Consider the following 19,111-nt stretch of genomic DNA (forward strand, 5'->3'; position numbering starts at 1 on the left):
CAGTCCGCTCGGTCCCTGTAGGCGCTGGCGTGCCTGCGATGGGCTGCGCAGCAGCCCAACGGCCTATCAACGCCGCCGCAACACCGCGGCCAGCCCAAGGGTCAGCACCACAGCGCACAGCATGGCCAGCCCGATGGTCACGCCAACGCCCCACGTTTCCAGCAGCCCCGCCAATACCAGATAGAACGCAATCACCCCCACCGCGCCGATCGCATTCCCTCGCACCATTGCCGCCATCCCGGCTCGCCCGCCCTGCACATGGGCGAACACCACCAGTGGCCAGGCAATCACCGGAATCGGCGCCAGCATCCCGCTGGTCGCCGGGCCCAGCCAACTGGCCAGGCTGGTGGTGATCATCAGCAGGGAAGTGGCAGATACCATGCGCAACGGGATTTCCCAGTGCCGGTGCCGGGGGCGGGCCAAGGTATCAGGTTTGGGCTCGCGGCCGCTGGCGCGGATCAGCACGCCGATCAGCACCAACGCCACTGCAATCGACAGGTACAGGCTGCCCCAGTGGGTAAAGGCATAGGCGGCCAGGCCATAGAACAGCAACGCCAGCAGTACGGCCACGGCGATGCCGAGTGTGCGCGTGGCCAGCAGGTAGACGGTGTAGGTGGCCTGCACCGCCGCCAGGCCGCCCAGTGCGCCGGGCAATGCGCCCAGGGCGAAGGCCGTGCCCTGTTCCAGGCACAGGAAGGTCATCACCAGCGCCGAGGTGATCGGCAGGCCGGACAGCAATCCGCCTAGCAGGCCGCCCCAGCGCCGGGAGGCGAGGGAGATGGCCCACATCAGCAGGGGGGTGATGGTGAGTTTCAGGTAAAACAGGGTCATTGCGGGTGCATCCACGCTTGATGAAGGTGCGCCCGCCTTCGACATTGGGTAGGGCGCGGAGGAATCAGCCGCGGCTGGCCTCCAAGGCCTGGGCCAGGTCGGCGATGATGTCGTCACTGTGTTCGATGCCGATCGACAGGCGCACCATGTCCCGTGGCACGCCGGCCTTCTCCAGTTCCTCGTCGTTGAGCTGACGGTGAGTAGTGGAAGCGGGGTGGCAGGCCAGTGACTTGGCGTCGCCGATGTTCACCAGGCGTACCACCAACTGCAATGCGTCGATGAAGCGCGCGCCAGCCGCCTGGCCGCCCTTGATACCGAACGACAGGATCGACGCCGGCTTGCCGCCGGTGTAGCGCTGGGCCAGTTCATGTTCGGGGTGGTCGGGCAGCCCGGCGAACTTCACCCAGGCCACTTGCTCGTGGGCTTGCAGGTAATGGGCGACCTTTAGCGCGTTCTCGGTATGGCGCTCCATGCGCAGGGCCAGGGTTTCCAGGCCTTGCAGGATCAGGAAGGCGTTGAACGGCGACAGCGCGGCGCCGGTGTTGCGCAAGGGCACCACACGGCAGCGGCCGATGAAGGCGGCAGGCCCGAAAGCTTCGGTGTAGGTGACGCCGTGGTAGGACGGGTCGGGGGTGTTGAGCAGGGCGAAGCGTTCCTTGTTTTCGGCCCAGGGGAATTTGCCGGAGTCGATGACGATGCCGCCGATGCTGGTGCCGTGACCGCCGATGTACTTGGTCAGCGAGTGCACGACGATATCGGCGCCGTGCTCGAACGGCCGGCACAGCACCGGGGTGGCCACGGTATTGTCTACGATCAGCGGCACCCCGTGGCGGTGGGCGGCCTCGGCCAGCGCAGCGATATCAACGATATTGCCGGCGGGATTGCCGATGGACTCGCAGAATACCGCTTTGGTACGCGCGTCGATCAGCGCTTCGAGGGCGGCGATATCGTCATGGGCCGCGAAGCGGGTGTGGATTCCCATGCGTGGCAGGGTGTGCGCCAGCAGGTTGTAGGTGCCGCCGTACAGCTTGGCCACCGAGACGATATTGTCGCCGGCTTCGGCGACGGTCTGGATGGCGTAGGTGATAGCCGCCATGCCCGAGGCGACGGCCAGCGCGCCAACCCCGCCTTCCAGGGCGGCCATGCGCTGCTCGAGCACGTCGTTGGTGGGGTTCATGATGCGCGAATAGATGTTGCCGGCAACCTTCAGGTCAAACAGGTCGGCGCCGTGCTGGGTGTCGTCGAAGGCGAAGGAGGTGGTTTGGTAGATCGGTACGGCCACCGCCTTGGTGGTCGGGTCGGGGCTGAAGCCCGCATGGATGGCAAGCGTTTCCAGCTTCATGCAATCGTTCCTTGAGCGTGGGTGGAAGCGTTCGAGCATGCGGCGGCGAGTGGGCATGGGTCAAGGAGGATCATTCTGGTGGTCCCTGCGCGGCGTTTGCGGCCACTGGGTCGACAGTAAAGATATGCAAAGTTTCCCTGTGCCATCACACCGCAGCTCTAGAATCGTGTCGCTGCCCGATCCGCTAAGGCAGGCAGCAGATCTAGCCTTGTGGAGCGTTTCAATGAAGTCGAAAAACCTTTTGCGCGTAGCCTTGGTGGCGGCGCTGGTATCCGCCTTGTCGGGTTGCTGGATGTTCATGCCGCCGGGAGGTGGCGGTGGTCATGGTGGGGGTGGCCACGGCGGTGGTTTTGGTGGCCATCAGGGTGGCGGCCCGCGCTAAGTTGACCCCGCGACGGACCGCGCCCTCTCGGCCGGGTTGCAAGCGCGTACCCGGCACGGGCGCACGCACCTTGGTCGCCCGAACCGCGCGTGGCACAGCGCCGGTGTTTGCGCTTTAGGGCATGCAGGATGATGCGCTGATCGGCGGTTGATCCTGCTTCACGTCGGGTTCCTGAGGCGAGCGCACGCTGTTCGCCACCCCAAACGGTACATGCACCATCGGCAGGTTTCCCGCTGGCGATTGCAGGTGCGTGCGCTGGTCGTCGAAAAACACATGCGGCTTCAATATCGACAACACCCTGGGTTTATCCATACCGCCTAGAAAAAAGCACTCATCCGGGGATACGCCCCAATCCTTCAAGGTTGTCACCACCCGCTCATGCGAAGGCGCGTTGCGCGCCGTGACGATGGCAATGCGCAGAATCCGCTGGTACGTCGGGTCCTCGGCCAGCTTGCGGTCCTCCAGCATGCGTATCCGCGAGAGCTTGCGGTAAAGGTCTGCCAGTGGCCCCGGCGAATGCGGGGTGCCCTTGTGCATGCGCTCGTGTTCCTGAAAGTCGTCCAGGTTGTCGTTGCGCTTGTAAACACTCTCTGCCTCGTCGTCGGCAATCACGCCATCGAAGTCGAAGGCCACCCGCAGCTCAGTGTCGATTTCATCATCGTAGATGCGCGTAGGCAGTACACGCCCGGCAGGGTAGTTGGCGTCGATGGCCTTTTGCACATCTTCCTCGTTGGCGCTGAGGAACAGCGAGGCATTGAACGCCGGGATGTATTCGTAGGGCGAGCGGCCCGACATGAATGCCGCGCGGGTGATGTCCAACTGATAGTGGCTGATGGAGCGGAACACCCGCAGGCCGGTTTCCGGCGAGTTGCGCGAGAGCAGCACCACTTCCACCGGCAACTGGTCGGGGAACGCCTTGTTGATGCTCAGGAAGCGGCGAATGAACGGGAGCGCCACCCCCCTGGGGAACGGCTCGTCCAGGTTTTGCTCCTGGTGCTGGCGGTAAGCCTCGACACCTTGGGTCTGGTAGATGTCATCGGAGACGGAGAGGTCGAACAGCGCACTCGAGGCTACGCCGATGACCAGTTTTTCTTCAATGGGGTAGGGCATGAAGCGGCTCCTGCGAGTGGCATGAAGGCAAGTGTACGCGCACGTTCTGACGAAAGCCGTCAATTGCGCGACTGATCAGTGGATCCGGTAATGTCATTTTGATAGCTTCTCGCCCCTTACCGCAGTATCCGGACAGTGATTGATGAACCAGCTACATGAACACGGCACCCTGACTCCGCTTGCCGAGGTGAATGGGAACACGATGCACGAGCCCCAGCATGAGGCAGACGCGTTGGCCCAGCAGGCCCCCGGGCATGACGCACTGCAGGCCAGTATCGAGGCGCTGAACAAAAAGCTCGTGGCAACTACCCTGGCCCGTGTGCAGAAGGAAGGGGCGATTCGCAAGCACCTTGAGCAGTGCCAGCAGCAACTGGCCGCCAGCAATCAGGCTCGGGAGGGGCTGTCCATCACGGTCACCACGGCGCTGAAGAAGCTCGCGCTGGCAGCGAGCACCCAGGCAGACCGTGTGGACAGTGTGGAGACGCGCTTGACCGGCCTGGCTGAGCGCCAATGTCAATGCGTGGCGCAGTCAGCAGCCGGTTGGCCCGCGTACCTGGAACGTCATGGGGTGTCGTTGGTCGCCTTGGCCGTGGCTGTGTTTACGCTGGGGCTGCACCTGCTTGGGTAGTGCAACCTCAAGGCTGCACTGGGTTCAGCGTTGAAGTGCCAAAGCTTGCGGGTTGGCGACGTTCTTCGGCACCCCTTCGAAAAACGCCAGCACATTGTCGAAGGCGTCACCGAAGTACAGCTCGTAGCCGTTCTTCTCCACATACCCCAGGTGGGGCGTGCTGAGTACACGTGGGTGGCGCAGCAGTGGATGGGCCGGGTCGAGTAACGGCTCTTCCTCATAAACATCCACCGCCGCGTAGCCCGGCCGCCCGACATCCAATGCCTGCAGTAATGCGCCTGGTGCAATCAGTTCCGCGCGGCTGACGTTCACCAGCAAGGCGTCGGGCTTCATGTGGGACAGGTCGTCGAAGGTCACTCCATGGCGTGTCTGATCCGAAAGGCGCAGGTTCAGGCTGACAATATCCGCCTCGGCAAAAAACGCCTCACGCGAGGCGGCAGCAGCGTGGCCATCGGCTTTGGCTGCGGCGCGGCTGTTGTCGCTGCCCCACACCAGCACGGGCATGTCGAAAGCCTGCGCATAACGCGCCAGGCGCTGGCCGATCTTGCCATAGCCCCAGATGCCCAGCGTCTGCCCGGCCAGCGCCTGGCCCAGGTTGACCTGCCATTGGCCTTGGCGGAAGGCATCAATGGCCGGCACCAGTTGCCGGCGGGCATTGAGGATCAGCGCCCAGGCCAGTTCGGCAGGCGCTACCGGCGATCCGCGTCCCTCGGTCACGGCAATGCCGCGCGCGGTGCAGGCAGCCAGGTCGAGGTGGCTGGACACCTTGCCGGTCTGGCTGATCAGCTTGAGGTTGGGCAGGCGGTCGAGCAAGGCAGCGTCGATGCGTGTGCGTTCGCGGGTGAGTACCAGGGCGTCGGCATCGGCAAAACGTGCGGCAAGTTGTTCCAGCGTGGCAGGCGGGAGCTCATGAAGGACGCTGACAGCATGCCCGCTCAGCTTGCCGAAGCAATCGAGGGTACGGATTACATTTTGGTAGTCGTCGGGAATGACAATGCGCATGGTGGTCTGGCCCGGGCGGTACAGGGAAGCGTCGAAGATAACCTAACGGGCGGTATCGGTGTCAGGTCAGGCTGCAGTCGCTGCACATCAGCACCGGCTTTGCCGCCCAGTGATGCAACCGCCATGCGTTGGCGGCCCTGTCGCGACACGAGGCCGGCTCTACTGGCCACCAGATAGCTGCTCCACCAGAAAATCCACAAACACCCGCACCCGCGCCGGCATCGCCGGGCCGCCGACGAACACCGCATGAATCGGTTCCCGATCACCCGGGTTGTAAGCCTCCAGCAACGGCACCAGTTGCCCGTTGGCCAGGTCATCGGCCACGGTAAAGGTGCCGATACGCGCCACGCCGGCGCCCAGCCTGGCCAGCTGTGCCAGCGCTTCGCCGCTGCTGCATTCGATATTCCCTTTAACCTTCAGTGAGAACGTATGCCCGTCGCGGTGAAACGGCCAGTCGGGCATCGCGCGGCGGAAGTTGAAGCGCAGGCAGTTGTGCCGGGCCAGGTCTTCAGGTTCAAGCGGGGTACCGTGGCGTTGCAGGTAATCGGGCGAGGCCACCACTACCTGGCCGGTCTCGCCAATGGCGCGAGCGCTCAATGAGCTGTCCGGCAGGTGACCGAAGCGCAGCGCGACGTCGGCCTGGCCGCCGAGAATGTCGGCCACCTCGTCGCTGAGGGTCAGGTCAACCAGCACTTGCGGGTAGCGTGCGCTGAAGGCCGCCAGCAGCGGCACTACGGTCAACCGGGCATGGCCCAGCGCAGCGCTGACCCGCAAGCGCCCGCGTGGCACACCTTGGTCAGTGATGGCTTCTTCCACTTCGAGCATGTCCGCCAGCACCCGCCGTGCGCCGCGCAGGTAGGCCTCTCCCTCGGGGGTGAGGGTGAGCGCCCGGGTCGTGCGCAGCAGCAGGCGGGTACCCAGGCGCTGTTCGGTGCGGGCGAGAATGCGGCTGACCGCCGAGGGCGTCAGGCCTAGCGCTCGGGCGGCAGCAGACAGGCTGCCCGCTTGCGCCACCTTGGCAAAAATCTCCATCTCGCCGGATCTGCCACTGAAGTCCATTTGTGCCTCTCAAGCAAAGGTGGTTCGCAAAAATGCAGTCTAGTGCGCATTTTAAACGGATCGTAGCATTTGCGGCATAGATAAGGAGCTTGCCATGCGTATCAATCCACCGCTTGTCGCACTCGCCATCGGTGCCTTCGGCATCGGCGTTACAGAGTTCGCCCCCATGGGCATGTTGCCCAGTATCGCTACCGACCTTGGCGTTTCGATTCCTGCTGCCGGGCTGCTGGTCAGTGCCTATGCCATTGGCGTGCTGATCGGCGCGCCGCTGATGACCCTGGCCACGGTGAAGATCCCGCGCCGTTACCTGTTGATCGGGCTGATGGCCATTTTCACTTTGGGCAACCTGATGTCGGCCCTGGCCAGCGACTACGCCAGCCTGCTGGTGGCCCGCGTGGTCACTTCACTCAACCACGGCGCCTTTTTTGGCATCGGCTCGATCGTCGCGGCCAGTGTGGTGCCGCCCGAGAAGCGCGCCGGGGCCGTGGCTGCAATGTTCATGGGTTTGACCCTGGCCACCATCGGCGGCGTGCCGTTGGCGACCTGGTTGGGTGAAATGCTGGGTTGGCGCACGGCGTTCTGGGGTATTGCCGGGCTTGGCCTGGTGGCGATGACCACACTCTGGTACGCACTGCCCAATGTTGCGTCGCCCAAGGGCGAGGGTGCCATGGCCGAGATCCGTGTGCTGGGCCGCAGGCCGGTACTGGCGGCCTTGTTGCTGACCGTGGTGGGCTCCAGCGCCATGTTCACGGTGTTCACCTACATTGCGCCGATCCTGCAGCATGAAGCGGCGGCGTCCACCCCCTTCGTGACGGCGATGCTGGTGCTGTTCGGTGTCGGCCTGACCTTGGGCAACGTATGGGGCGGCAAGGCGGCGGACCGCTCGATCGATCGCACCCTGCTCCTGTCACTGGCTGGGCTGATTGCCGTGCTGCTGGTGTTTCCGCTGGTACTGGACTGGCCGCTGACGACTGCCCTGGCGATCCTGGTCTGGGGTGCGGCCAGCTTTGCCCTGGTGCCGCCGCTGCAAATGCGGGTCATGGAAGCGGCCAAGGATGCGCCCAACCTGGCCTCGGCGGTGAACATTGGCGCGTTCAACCTGGGCAATGCGATCGGTGCGGCGCTGGGAGGCGCGGTGATCAACGCGGGGCTGGGCTACCCGGCGATTTCCCTGGCGGGGGCTGCGATGGCGACGCTGGGGCTGGTGCTGGTGCTGCTGTTTGCCTGGCGTGGGCGAGGGGGGCTAGCCGGGCGGCAGGTTGCGGTGTAACAGGCCGGAACCTTGGGGCGCCTTGCGCCCCTCGATACACTTCCTTGCGGGTACTACGGGGTACCGTTTCGGCCATGCAGGTGATAGGCAGGGCGCTCGCTCAGGCGCTCGTAATAATCGCGCACCGCGGGCAGGTGCGGGTGCTCGAACGGCGTTTCGAACCAGCGGTTGACCGACAGGCCGATCGGGATGTCGGCCAGGGTGAACTGGCTGCCGGCCACATAGGCACCGGTGCCGGCCAGCTGGCGGTCGAGGATGCGCATGTAGCGTGACCACTCGGCACAACCGGCAGCCAGTGCTTGCGGGTCCTGGTGAGCGGGCGAATGCCTGACCAGCGACATGAACGCGTAGCTCCAAGAGCGGTTGAGGTCCGAGGCCTGCCAGTCGATCCACTGGTCGATCCGCGCCCGCGCCTGGGCCTCGCCGGGATAGAACGCGGTGGCGCGGTGGCGCCGTAGCGGCTGGCCAGGTAGCGGATGATGCTATTGGATTCCCACAAGGTGAAGTCGCCGTCCTGGATCACCGGAACCATGGCGTTGGGGTTCAGCGCGAGGAACTCGGTGCTGTCAGTGGCCTTGAAGCCAGAACCCCAGTCTTCGCGCTCGAACGCGATCTCGAATTCGGCGCAGGCCCACAGGACTTTTCGCACATTGATGGAAGAGGCTCTTCCCAGTATCCGCAGCATGGTGTTCGTCCTTGTGTGGGGGAGGTTGATCGTCCGCCACTGTCGGGGGCGGGTCAAGGGGGGGGCTGAGCGGTGGCTCGGCACTCCCTGTGCAGGGTTCTTGTAGTCCATTTCCTAAAGTGACCCTTTCCACCCCTTTGTCATTGTAATGGGGTAGGCAGCGGCCTAGCCTCGGCAAGCGCCTAACCTTGAGGAATGGACATGGACAGCGAAACGCCGAAAAACAGCAGCAAGCCCTATGTCGTGCAAGCCGCGAGCCGCTTTGGCAACAGCGATGCCGAACTGGTGCAAATGAAACCGCAACTGCCAATACGCACCGCACTGATGGAAGCTTCGGGCATCATGGGCTGCATCACCGAGATTACCCGCAAGGCCATCGACAGGCCTGACGACCGCCAGGTGATGATGAAGGCCACGTACTACCTGGCCGGGATGGCCAAGTCACTGATCGACGGCCAGCTGCTGCAGATACGTCAGGCGCGCGAAGGCGGGGGCGAAGCCTAGCCAGGCTTGCCTGGGGGGCGCGAACTTGGCACCCTTGGGCGGTTTTAATCGTCTGCAACACGACAGAAGGAAGCATGCATTGAGCTGGGACAAGGTGGGGAAGCTTCTCGTCGCCGTGCTGATCGGCCTGGTGGTCCTGTTGGCCGCCTATGCGTTGCTCAGGGGCAATCCGCGCCTTGAGGCGTCACTGACCTATGCCTACCTCACTTACCCCAGCCAGTTCAGCGAGCGGATCAGCAAGGCCAGCGAACAGCTGAAGTACGAGCAGTTGCAGGGGCAAATCAACGGTATCGTTCAAGGCCAGCTGGGCCATGATCAGGTCGAGCGGCTCATCGAAATGGCGCAGGCCCCTTATGCCCAGCTGTTCGCCAAGCCTTTCGAGGCCGGGCTGGTCGACCACCGTGCCGGCCTGCTGATCGAACTGCACAACAGCGGTAATGCGCAGGTCCGGCAGGTAAAAATCCGCCTGCCAGCCAAAGGCCTGGTGCAGGTGCGCGATGCTGCCGGCAACGACACGCTGCTGGAAACCCCCACCGCCCAGGTTGATATCCCGGCCATCGAGCCAGGTGGCACCTGCAAGGTGTGGGTGTATTTCGATGCCGACTACTCGCAGATCCGCCATGGCGGGGTCAGTATCAGCCATGCCAATGGTGAGGCCAATGTGCAAGTGTACCGCGAAGTCATCGGTTTTCCGGCCATGGTGGCCCGTTACAGCCGTGAGCTGATGATACTGCTTGGCATACTGGCGGCCAGCGTACTGGGCTTGGCCTATGCCTGCCTGGCGCGTCGTGTTCCGCGGTAAAACAGCCTGCAGAAAAATGCGTGCATGCGTTCTGCGATCAAGGGTCATTTGCTGAAAACGCAACACGCCCCCGCAGACGACCCTCTATAGTGCTCGGCATGACGAAACCCCTGCCGAGCCTGCCTGATGATTCCTTCTCTGGACGCCATTTTTTCTCGCCTGCGCCTGCGCCAGTTGCGCTTGCTGATTGAGCTGGACCGCTGTGGCTCGCTGCACAAGGCAGCTGAAGCCATGGCCATTTCCCAGCCCGGCGCCACCAAGGCCCTGCGCGAGGTCGAGGAGGTGCTGGGCGTACCGTTGTTCCAGCGAATGCCCAGCGGCCTGGTTGCCAACGAGGTGGGCCGCTGCGTGGTGCGCTACGCGCGGCTGATCCACAGCGACCTGGGGCATCTGCGCGAAGAGGTGTTGGGCATCGTCCAAGGCCAGGGCGGGCGGCTGGCGGTGGGCAGTATCATGGGGGCGATGCCCACACTGGTCAGCGCCCTCGGGCGCTTGCGCCGCAAACAGCCGCAACTGGCAGTGGAAATTGCCGAGAATACCAGCGCCAACCTGCTCGCCCAGCTGGACGAAGGGCGCCTGGACCTGGCCATCTGCCGACCAGGGCTGGGCCGCAACGCGGCGGAATATGGCTTTGTCGAACTGGCCCAGGAGCCGCTGGCGGTGGTCGCGCATCCGCAGCATCCGCTGGCCGGGGCGGCGGCACTCAAGATCAGCGACCTTAGCCATTATCGCTGGGTGGTTTATCCGGCCAACATGCCCATGCGCCAAGCGCTGGAACGCGAGTTGAGCGAGGCTGGGGTGGCGGTGTCGCGTTATCCGCTGGAGACCTTCTCCACCTTCGCCACCTTCATGCTGCTTGAAGATGACCCGACATTGGTGGCGGTCATTCCCCGTGCAGTGGCGGCCTTTGCCGAGCAGCGCGGGTTGCTGGTGTCGCTGGCGGTGCCGCTACGGGCGCTGAGCGAGCCGTTCGGCATCGTGCACCGGGTCGCGGCGCCGTTATCGCCTGCGGCACGATTGCTGGTGGAGGAACTGACGGCGGGTGAAGTGTGACGGTCCCCATTGATTTCCAGTCCGTTGCCGAAGCGCTGGCAGGGATAAGCGGCGGTTATCGGTGGATCAGTTCTTTTCATTATCGGTGGCCCTGTCCTGTCCTCTAGATTGCCCCGGCAGCGCCTGTCAGTCACCCTGTCACCCTGATTGCATCAAGGAGTAAACCAATGGATCTAGGCATCACCGGCCGCTGGGCCATCGTCTGCGCGGCCAGTCAAGGCCTTGGCAAAGGCTGCGCCGAAGCGTTGGGCAAAGAAGGCGTCAACCTGGTCATCAATGCCCGTACCCAAGCCACCCTGGAGCAGACCGCCAGCGAGTTGCGCAGGGCCTGCCCGGGCATCGAGGTCCATACCGTGGCAGGGGATGTTGCCGATCCCAAGGTGCGCCAGGCGCTGTTGGCGGCCTGCCCGCAGGTCGACATTCTGGTCAACAACGCCGGTGGCCCGCCACCGGGGGACTTCCGTGATTGGGGGCGTGATGACTGGCTTAAGGCGCTGGATGCCAACATGCTCACGCCCATCGAGCTGATCAAGGCGGTGGTCGATGGCATGGCCGAGCGTGGTTTTGGCCGGGTGGTGAATATCACCTCCGGCGCGGTGAAGGCACCGATCGACATGCTGAGTTTATCCAACGGTGCCCGCAGTGGCCTGACTGGATTCATTGCCGGCCTGGCCCGGCAGCAGCGTTTGGCGGGCTGCAATGTGACACTCAACAACCTGTTGCCTGGGGCGTTCGACACGGCGCGCCTGCAAAAGACCTTGAAGGCTGCGGGTGGTGATGTGGAAGTCACTGCCCAGGCGCGGCGCAAGGCCATTCCGGCGTCGCGTTTTGGCGATGCCGCGGAGTTTGGCGCGTATTGCGCATTTCTGTGCAGCGCGCATGCCGGGTACATCACCGGGCAGAACCTGCTGATCGATGGCGGGGCGTATCCGGGAACCTACTGACGCCGTTGGCGCTATTGCTTGCAGCCGCCTTCGCCCTCATGCAGCGCCAGGCTCTGGCGCAATTGTTCAATCATGGCCGCGCGCAGCGCCTGCGGCGCCTGGATGCGGATCGACCCCGCCTGGGACAGCAGCCAGCCCATCAGCGCGCGGTTGTCGTCGACGGTGGCCACCAGCGCGGCGCCGCCGCCAGCCTGGGGCGTCAGTTGCATATCGACGGACAGGGGTGATTGCTCCAGGCGGCGGGCCAGCGCGTCATCGACCCAGGCATACAGTACGACGTGTGTCGGGGGGGCAAGTGCGTCGGGTTGCAGCTGCTGCGCTTCGCCCAGGCTCAAGCCCGGTTGCCAGTACCAGCCATAAGGCATGCCTTTACTGTTGCACTGTAGCGGGAACAGTGCGGCGAGCTCCACCAGGTCGCGCTCGACGGTGCGTTTGCTGGTGGAATGGCCCACGGTTGTCAGGGCAGCCTGCAACTGGGTGGAGCTCATGCCTGGGTGGCGGCTGGGCAGTAACTTGAGCAGTTGCCACTGGCGGGCGATGGTGTGGCGGGTCGGGTGGCTGGGCAAAGGGCTCATCCTTGAAGGCAGGCATCAAGCCTGCCTGGGTAGTGGCGTTTAGCTATTGCCTAGCATACCTCGTCACAAGATGGGATCCAAGTTGTGGCATCAGGCCTCGGTCAAGTGGTGCGGCGCCTGAGCGACCTGGACATCCAAACCCGCAAGCCACTGGACATTGCCGTATGGACCAACGAGGAGGGCGCGCGCTTCATCCCGGCCCTGTTCGGCTCGGCGGTGTTCACCGGCAGCCTCGCGCTGGCCGAGGCGCTGGCCATTCGCGATGCCGATGGCGTCAGTGTCGCCGACGAACTGCACCGCACCGGGTACGTCGGCCAACGCCCGCTGGTGTGCTGTCAACTTTGATTGAAAGTGTACTTATTTTCGAGCATGAATTTTGGTGCCGTCCATTTTGGACCTTTCACATATCCACCGGCTTTTTGCTCAATCAAGCCGTCGCTCGTCATTTTTCTGATCAGTTCGATGAGGCCAATGCAGTCACCTAGGTAAATCCAACTGTTCTGGGTGTACAACCTGTCTAGTTGCGGGTGGGAGATGCCAGTGCCTCTGGTGAAAAATAAAATTACATCCGTAGGAGATTCGTTTTTAATTACATCGTGAATGGTATCCATGGTTTTCCCGCTCAAGCTGGATTACCTCTGCTTCTAGCGCTTGCGCTGTATATAATAGCTCGGCGTCTGATCCAGGCTGATAGTCTTCCAAAGTGGCTGCGTGAATATTGTTCCAAGTCTCGCCGCCATCAGTTGGTAGAATTTTATCAGCAATGCCAAGGGCGCGGAGGTGCTCAAGCCCCCTTATTTCATGTATGAAAAATCGCTTGTCGATGTCGGTTGCTTGTAGTGTGCGCTGTAGATTTTTTCGAGTCTATCTATCATCATTTTGTTCGCGCCTGACGGCAGAAGTCGACTTGTTTGTAATTTGACTAACTCGACGCCGCCTGCTGTGATCCGGGCCTCTCTCCAATCCATTCGTTCGATTGGGCCCCCGGCTTTGTCCAGGTTGTAGGGGCGTCAGCTGTAAGCCCCTATAATTCTCACGCCGGGATAGGGAGAATTGAAAACCACCTACAGTGGCGGTAGGCCTGACTCTGGCGGGAAAAAGCAGTAGATGCAGTCTTTATAATTCGGTGGCTCATGAGGCACAACACTTCTTCTTAACTTCTTTGATCACACAGTTCAAACCTGCTCCCTGCCCCAGTCACTTTCCTGCACCTGCTCCTTGTAGTCACAGGCTCTAACGCGCCAGGAATATTTGGGGCGAGAGGAGTAAGCGCGAAGGGGGTGATGGAGCCAATAAGTGCAGGCCACAACATCTTCAATGCCTGTGAGATGTCGTGGCGCGCGGGCGGCGCTTGATCTCACAGGCGGTGCGGATGTCGTGGCGAACTACATCCCACCCCGGCGCACATGCTTGACGAAGACCTTCTCCAACAACTCCCACATCGCCGGATCCGTACTGAACGCCACGTTGAACCGCATCCACCCGGTCGCCTTGGCGTCGACCATGAACAACTGCCCTGGGCCGAGCATGATGCCTTTCTCCAGCGCATCATCCAGCAACGCGGCACTGTCGGGAATGGCCGGGTGGCGGGTCCAGATGTACATGCCTTCATCCGATTCGGTGAACAGTTCGAAGCCCAATCGATGCAGATGCCGCCCAACTTCCTGATGCGCCTCGGCCAGCCGCTGGCGCAGGCGCTTGAGGTGCTTGCGCCAGCGCCCGTCGATGATCGCCGCATACACCACGCGCTCCATCACCTGCGAGGTGGTCAGGCCTGAGCGCATCTTCAGGTGCAGCAGTTTTTGCATCAGCTCGGGGTTGGCCAGCATGTAGCCGACCCGCACGTTGGGCGAAATGCTCTTGGAATAGCTGCCCACGTACACCACCTGCTGCAGATGGTCGAGGCTGGCCAGGCATGGCTGCGGCTCGGCGACCATGTCGGCGTACAGGTTGTTCTCCACCAGGCGGAAGCCATGCTGGCTGGCAAGCTGCAGCAGGCGGTGCAACTGCGGCAGCGGGGTGCGCGAGCAGGTCGGGCTGTGTAGGTGTGGCTGGGTGAAAAACGCGGTCGGGCGGTGGTGTGTCAGCAACTGTTCCAGCTGGTTCAGGTCGTAGCCGGCCGGGGTGCGCGGCACGCCGACCAAGGTCGCGCCCTGGGTACGCAGAATGCTCATCAGGTTGGGGTAGCCGGGGTCGTCCACCAGCACTACGTCGCCCGGGCGTACCAGTGTGCGTGCGGCCAGGTCCAGGGCCTGGCTGGCGCCGTGGGTGAGCATCAGCTGTGCTGGGTTGGCGACGATCGACAGCTCTTGTTGCAGGTTCTGGGCGGTCAGCGCACGCAGCTCCATCAGGCCCATGGGGTCGCCGTACCCCGACAACTCCAGCGGGCTGCCGGCCACCTGGCGCAGGCCGCGGCGCAGGCCGTCTTCGTACATCCAGTCGTTGGGCAGCCAGCCGCACCCCGGTTTGTACGGCAACTGGCGGATTTCGAAAATCTGCTGCAGGTACCACTCGGAGTTGAACGTTGGTCGACTGGTGTCGGCCTCGGTGTTGTGCTGCTCCAGCAGTTCGCCCGCCGCACGGTTGACGAAGAACCCCGCATTGCCACGGCTCACCAGCAGCCCCTGGGCGACCAGGCGGTCGTAGGCCTCGACCACGGTGAAGGTACTCACCGAATAGCTGGCGGCAAAGGCGCGGATCGACGGGACCTTGGCGCCTGGCTTGAGGGTTTGGTTGTCGATCAGCTCGCGCAGCCCATCGATGATCTGGTTGACCAGCGGGGTTGAGGAGTCTGGATGTAATTCGAACATTCGGGGCCTTCAGGGTGCGTATCGCCTGGCGTCTGCAGGGTGTACTGCATGGGCGACCTATACAGTGCAGTGCGAGATTCATGCCACTGTGCATGGCTCTCTGCGTCGGACATTTTTACATTAGGTGTCGGATATCGCCACATAAAGCATGTTCAGTTCGCCTCAGGCAGTCGCCCTGGGGCGCGTCAGCAGGCCGCCATGGAAGGCCTGCGTGTGTAAGTTCACACCATCCTGCCCGCATTAGCACTGATGTACAGGTGAAATCGCCAGCCATCGGGGTTTCACAGTTTTCCTTGGATAAAAAGAAGCACGGGGTACACAACTGATGGACGCAACATCCACAACCACCACCGCGAAAAGCGGGCACGAGAGCAAGCTCAGTGCCTCGCTGAAGTCGCGCCACCTGACGATGATGTCGATCGCCGGGGTTATTGGCGGCGCCTTGTTCGTCGGTTCCGGCAGCGTGATCCACAGTGCCGGCCCAGCCGCTGTCCTGGCCTACCTGGCAGGCGGCATCCTGGTGGTGCTGATCATGCGCATGCTGGGTGAAATGGCGACTTCCTCGCCTGACACCGGCTCGTTCTCAACCTACGCCGACCGCGCCATTGGCCGTTGGGCCGGTTTCACCATCGGCTGGCTGTACTGGTGGTACTGGGTCATCCTCATGGCCTGGGAAGCTTATGTGGCGGGCAAGATCCTGCATGGTTTCTTCCCCGACGTCAGCGTCAACGTGTTCGTGCTGGCCACGACCCTGTTGCTGATCACCGTCAACTTCTTCAACGTCAAGCACTACGGTGAGTTCGAGTTCTGGTTCGCCTTGATCAAGGTGATTGCGATCGTCTGCTTCCTGATCGTGTGTACCGCTGCCGTGATGAACATCTGGCAGTTCGGTGAAGTGCGTGGCATCAGCCACCTCACCGCCGAAGGCTTCATGCCCAATGGCATCACCACTGTGATCGGTGCCTTGCTCGGGGTGATGTTCGCCTTCCTCGGCGCCGAAATCGTCACCATCGCCGCTTCCGAAGCCAAAGACCCGGCTGCGCAGATCGTCAAGGCGACCAACTCGGTGGTCTGGCGTGTGTGCCTGTTCTACGTCGGCTCGATCTTCCTGATCGTCTGCCTGGTACCGTGGAACGACCCGCACCTGGGTGTTTCTGGCTATGGCGCCTATCGCCGTACCCTGGAACTGCTGGGCGTGCCGTATGCCGAGCTGCTGATGAACTTCGTGGTGCTGACTTCGGTGAGCAGCTGCCTGATCTCGGGCCACTACACCGCTTCGCGCATGCTGTTCTCCCTGGCCCAGCGTGGCGATGCGCCGTCGTTCTTCAAGATCACCCGCGCCGGTACCGGTGTACCGGTGTACGCGATCATGGGCTCGTGCGCCGTGGCCGTGGTGTGTGCATTGATCAACTTCAGCGAGACCCTGCGCCCGAAAGACGTGCTGGACACCCTGATGAACACCACCGGCATGATCGCCCTGCTGGTGTATCTGGTCATCGCCTTCTCGCAGCTGCGCATGCGCCGCAAGCTGATTGCCGAGGGCAAGGAAGTACGCCTGAAGATGTGGCTGTTCCCGTGGCTGACCTACCTGGTGATCGCGTTCATCGTGGCTGCCCTGGTCACCATGGCCTTCATGCCTGACTACCAGATTCTGGTCATTTCCACCGGTATCGCTGCGGCGGTCGTGGTGGCGATGGGTGTGGTGCACCAGATCCGCTCTGGTAGCAAGCAGCACTAAGCGTCACTCGCGTCTGGAAACGGCCGGCTCCCTTGGGGACCCGGCCGTTTCGCGTTGTTGGGCCTGGGCTTTTTCTGCAGGCATGTGGAAACGCTGGTTCATCCACGGTGAACCGAGCAGGGCGGCCGCAGCGATCAGGGCCAGGATGGCGAGGGCGATGTAGGTCTTCAAGGGCGTGCGCATGCAAGGACTGACTTCAAGCAGAGGTGATCAGTTCCGGGGTAATCCGTTCGCAACCGTCCCGCCGGGCGACAGATGGCATATGCTAGGCACATTGCCCGCCCAAAGGAGCCGCACATGGCCTGGTCTGCCAACCAGTATTCCCTGTTCGAAGACGAACGCACACGCGCCGTACGCGACCTGATTGCCGCCATCCCGCCACGGCCGGTGCGCCACGCCACCGACCTGGGGTGCGGCCCCGGTAACTCGACCGAAGTGCTGCTGCAACGTTACCCCGATGCTCAGGTGACGGCGCTGGACAGCGACCCGGACATGATCGACAAGGCCCGTGAGCGCAAGCGGCTGTGCATCCCGCGTGTGCGCACGGTCATTGCCGACATTGCCGGCTGGGCTGCCCCCGAGCCGCAGGACCTGATCCTGGCCAATGCCTCGCTGCAATGGGTACCTGACCACGCCTTGCTGTATCCGCACCTGGTGCGCCAGCTCAGCGAAGGCGCCAGCCTGGCCGTGCAGACCCCGGACAACCTCGACGAGCCGGCCCACCGGCAGTTGCGCGAGATCGCAAGCCAAGGCCCCTGGGCGGCGAAGTTCGCCGACTTGCAGCTGCCGCCACGGCACAACGCGGCGTTCTACTACGACTTGCTCAGCCCGCTGTGCGCACGGGTGGATGTGTGGCGCACCACCTATCATCACCCGTTGATGGGGGGCGCCGAAGCGGTAGTGGAATGGTTCAAGGGCTCGGCGTTGCGGCCTTATCTGGCCAGGCTTGATGAGCAGGAGCAGGCCGACTTCCTGCAGATGTACCTGCAGGCCATGCAGCGCGATTATCCGCCGGCCTCTGATGGCAAGGTCCTGTTGCCCTTCCCGCGGTTGTTCGTGATCGCTACCCGCTAGGGCGGCGCCAGCGCCAGGCCACGTAGCTGTAGATGCCGAGGTTCAGCGCCAGCACGAGGGTGCCCAGCAGCAGCTGGATCTGCGGGGTCAGGCCGGCGGGGTAGATCAGTGGCCAGACGTAGTGCTCGACGAAGCTGCCCTGGTAACCGGCGTCACCGGCGGCATTGCGCATGCGGTTTTCCCAGGTGGTCAGCGGGCAGCCCAGGTGCAGGCACTCCACCGCCAGGCCCCAGGCCAGGGCCGGCAAGTGCAGCAACAGGGCAGGGCGCCAGCGCAGCACCAGCAGCCCGCCGAACAGCACCAGCAGGATGAAGGCCAGGTGCAGCAGCACCAGGGTGTCGGCGGCAAGGCGGTAGAGCATGGGGTGGGCGCCCGGGGATTGGGGTTATCCCAGCATAGTCGGGTTGCCTGATCTGGCCTACACCCCTTCCTCGACCATCTGCAGGAAAGTCGCCACCACCCGGCGCGTACGCTGCTCGCTCAGGCACACCAGGGTCTCGGTCAAATGCCGCTGGCAATCGACGATCGGCAACGCACACACCCGCGCATCGGCACCGAACTCCGCCGCCGACACCACGCCCACACCAATCCCTACCACCACCGCTTCACGCGCCGCTTCCCGGCCTTCCACCTGGATCGCTGCGCGTATCCGCAGGCCGGCACGTTGCATCTCTTCCTCCAGCGTCTGCCGCGTCACCGAGCCGGGCTCGCGCAGCACCAGTGGCGTGTCGTCCAGGTCGGCCAGGCTGATCGAGCCACGGCTGGCCCATGGGTGGTGGTGGGAAACGAACGCCACCATCGGGTCACGACGCAGCGGCAGGCAATGCAGGCGCTCATCGTCGACATCCCGCCCCAGCAGGGCCAGGTCGGCCTGATAGCTGAACAGCCGCGCCAGCGATTCGTCGGTATTGCCGGTTTCGATCTTCACCTGGATACCCGGATAACGCTGGCAGAAGCGGGCGATCTGCGGCAGCACGTGCACCGGCGCATCCACTGCCAGCACCAGGCTGCCGGTGTGCAGCGCACGCGAGTCGTGCAGCAGCTCTTGTGCCTCGGCCTCGCAGGCGAACAGGCGTTGGCTGATGCCCAGCAGCCGCTCGCCAAGGTCGGTGAGCTGCACCGAGCGTTTGTTGCGGTGGAACAGCAATACGCCGAAGCGCTCCTCCAGTTTGCGCACCTGATCGGACACCGCAGGCTGGGTAAGAAACAGCCTTTCAGCGGCGCGGGTAAAGCTGCCGTGTACGGCCACCGCGTGGAAAGCCTTGAGTTGAGCGTGGGAAACCGACATGACGACCTCAGTAA

Annotated in this window: 20 protein-coding genes and 2 pseudogenes; 10 read left to right on the forward strand and 12 right to left on the reverse strand. The window is 63.2% G+C overall.

All coding sequences use genetic code 11. The features are described 5' to 3' along the window. Positions 1-66 precede the first annotated feature (66 nt). Complete coding sequence (locus AA098_RS11310) at positions 67-831, reverse strand: hypothetical protein (RefSeq protein WP_003250736.1); 765 nt, start codon at positions 829-831, stop codon at positions 67-69. Between the two features lie 64 nt (positions 832-895). Continuing rightward, positions 896-2,173, reverse strand: coding sequence for a bifunctional O-acetylhomoserine aminocarboxypropyltransferase/cysteine synthase (locus tag AA098_RS11315; protein WP_004575388.1), 1,278 nt, complete (start codon positions 2,171-2,173; stop codon positions 896-898). A gap of 223 nt (positions 2,174-2,396) precedes the next feature. On the opposite strand from AA098_RS11315, the gene AA098_RS29495 reads away from it, so the two are divergent. Further along, on the forward strand, positions 2,397-2,555 hold the full coding sequence (locus AA098_RS29495; RefSeq protein ID WP_003250741.1) for a hypothetical protein: 159 nt from the start codon (positions 2,397-2,399) through the stop codon (positions 2,553-2,555). A 114-nt stretch (positions 2,556-2,669) separates the two neighbouring features. On the opposite strand, the gene AA098_RS11320 is transcribed toward AA098_RS29495, so the two are convergent. Continuing rightward, positions 2,670-3,665, reverse strand: coding sequence for a 5'-nucleotidase (locus AA098_RS11320; RefSeq protein WP_003250743.1), 996 nt, complete (start codon positions 3,663-3,665; stop codon positions 2,670-2,672). 142 nt (positions 3,666-3,807) lie between these two features. Between AA098_RS11320 and AA098_RS11325 the strand changes: the two genes are divergently transcribed. After that, entirely contained in the window at positions 3,808-4,293 is a 486-nt protein-coding gene (locus AA098_RS11325) for a hypothetical protein (RefSeq protein WP_054888778.1), read from the forward strand. 24 nt (positions 4,294-4,317) lie between these two features. On the opposite strand, the gene AA098_RS11330 is transcribed toward AA098_RS11325, so the two are convergent. Both AA098_RS11330 and AA098_RS11335 read right to left on the reverse strand, forming a co-directional pair. Next, complete coding sequence (locus AA098_RS11330; protein ID WP_064614223.1) at positions 4,318-5,295, reverse strand: D-2-hydroxyacid dehydrogenase family protein; 978 nt, start codon at positions 5,293-5,295, stop codon at positions 4,318-4,320. A gap of 159 nt (positions 5,296-5,454) precedes the next feature. After that, positions 5,455-6,354 (reverse strand): LysR substrate-binding domain-containing protein, encoded by a 900-nt coding sequence (locus tag AA098_RS11335; protein WP_064614224.1) that lies wholly within the window; start codon positions 6,352-6,354, stop codon positions 5,455-5,457. A 94-nt stretch (positions 6,355-6,448) separates the two neighbouring features. Between AA098_RS11335 and AA098_RS11340 the strand changes: the two genes are divergently transcribed. Then, entirely contained in the window at positions 6,449-7,624 is a 1,176-nt protein-coding gene (locus tag AA098_RS11340; RefSeq protein WP_064614225.1) for an MFS transporter, read from the forward strand. A 53-nt stretch (positions 7,625-7,677) separates the two neighbouring features. On the opposite strand, the pseudogene AA098_RS11345 reads toward AA098_RS11340, so the two are convergent. Continuing rightward, positions 7,678-8,309: pseudogene (locus AA098_RS11345) on the reverse strand (glutathione S-transferase family protein). 201 nt (positions 8,310-8,510) lie between these two features. Between AA098_RS11345 and AA098_RS11350 the strand changes: the two are divergent. From AA098_RS11350 to AA098_RS11365, 4 genes are all read left to right on the forward strand, one after another. Then, positions 8,511-8,813, forward strand: coding sequence for a DUF3077 domain-containing protein (locus AA098_RS11350; protein WP_003250754.1), 303 nt, complete (start codon positions 8,511-8,513; stop codon positions 8,811-8,813). Positions 8,814-8,892: 79 nt separating this feature from the next. Then, a complete protein-coding gene (locus AA098_RS11355; RefSeq protein WP_060537557.1) occupies positions 8,893-9,615 on the forward strand; it encodes a hypothetical protein in 723 nt (240 codons plus the stop codon). Between the two features lie 126 nt (positions 9,616-9,741). Beyond that, a complete protein-coding gene (locus tag AA098_RS11360) occupies positions 9,742-10,668 on the forward strand; it encodes a LysR family transcriptional regulator (RefSeq protein ID WP_003250758.1) in 927 nt (308 codons plus the stop codon). 167 nt (positions 10,669-10,835) lie between these two features. Beyond that, positions 10,836-11,612: an SDR family oxidoreductase gene (locus AA098_RS11365; protein ID WP_064614226.1), complete on the forward strand. Its 777-nt coding sequence runs from the start codon at positions 10,836-10,838 to the stop codon at positions 11,610-11,612. An 11-nt stretch (positions 11,613-11,623) separates the two neighbouring features. On the opposite strand, the gene AA098_RS11370 is transcribed toward AA098_RS11365, so the two are convergent. Continuing rightward, the gene (locus AA098_RS11370; RefSeq protein WP_064614227.1) at positions 11,624-12,178 is read right to left on the reverse strand and encodes a WYL domain-containing protein; all 555 of its coding nucleotides are present in this window, start codon (positions 12,176-12,178) and stop codon (positions 11,624-11,626) included. A gap of 93 nt (positions 12,179-12,271) precedes the next feature. On the opposite strand from AA098_RS11370, the pseudogene AA098_RS11375 reads away from it, so the two are divergent. Further along, a pseudogene (locus tag AA098_RS11375) lies at positions 12,272-12,514 on the forward strand (Zn-dependent hydrolase); the annotation flags it as partial. A gap of 8 nt (positions 12,515-12,522) precedes the next feature. On the opposite strand, the gene AA098_RS11380 reads toward AA098_RS11375, so the two are convergent. Then, on the reverse strand, positions 12,523-12,798 hold the full coding sequence (locus tag AA098_RS11380) for a hypothetical protein (RefSeq protein ID WP_003250767.1): 276 nt from the start codon (positions 12,796-12,798) through the stop codon (positions 12,523-12,525). 774 nt (positions 12,799-13,572) lie between these two features. Then, positions 13,573-14,997 carry a PLP-dependent aminotransferase family protein gene (locus AA098_RS11385; RefSeq protein WP_003250769.1) on the reverse strand — a complete coding sequence of 475 codons (1,425 nt, stop codon included), beginning with the start codon at positions 14,995-14,997 and terminating at the stop codon, positions 13,573-13,575. A 325-nt stretch (positions 14,998-15,322) separates the two neighbouring features. Between AA098_RS11385 and AA098_RS11390 the strand changes: the two genes are divergently transcribed. Continuing rightward, entirely contained in the window at positions 15,323-16,735 is a 1,413-nt protein-coding gene (locus AA098_RS11390; protein ID WP_004575400.1) for an amino acid permease, read from the forward strand. Between the two features lie 3 nt (positions 16,736-16,738). On the opposite strand, the gene AA098_RS11395 is transcribed toward AA098_RS11390, so the two are convergent. Beyond that, positions 16,739-16,918 carry a hypothetical protein gene (locus AA098_RS11395; protein WP_003250772.1) on the reverse strand — a complete coding sequence of 60 codons (180 nt, stop codon included), beginning with the start codon at positions 16,916-16,918 and terminating at the stop codon, positions 16,739-16,741. 114 nt (positions 16,919-17,032) lie between these two features. Between AA098_RS11395 and tam the strand changes: the two genes are divergently transcribed. Beyond that, positions 17,033-17,809, forward strand: a complete 777-nt coding sequence (gene tam, locus AA098_RS11400) for a trans-aconitate 2-methyltransferase (protein WP_003250773.1) — start codon at positions 17,033-17,035, stop codon at positions 17,807-17,809. On the opposite strand, the gene AA098_RS11405 is transcribed toward tam, so the two are convergent. After that, positions 17,799-18,170: a DUF2784 domain-containing protein gene (locus AA098_RS11405; RefSeq protein WP_003250774.1), complete on the reverse strand. Its 372-nt coding sequence runs from the start codon at positions 18,168-18,170 to the stop codon at positions 17,799-17,801. The two genes, tam and AA098_RS11405, sit on opposite strands and share 11 nt — an antisense overlap. A 57-nt stretch (positions 18,171-18,227) precedes the next feature. Continuing rightward, complete coding sequence (locus AA098_RS11410) at positions 18,228-19,097, reverse strand: LysR substrate-binding domain-containing protein (RefSeq protein WP_003250776.1); 870 nt, start codon at positions 19,095-19,097, stop codon at positions 18,228-18,230. Positions 19,098-19,111: the final 14 nt, after the last annotated feature.

It is taken from the genome of Pseudomonas sp. JY-Q (assembly GCF_001655295.1).
Taxonomy (GTDB): Bacteria; Pseudomonadota; Gammaproteobacteria; order Pseudomonadales; family Pseudomonadaceae; genus Aquipseudomonas; species Aquipseudomonas alloputida.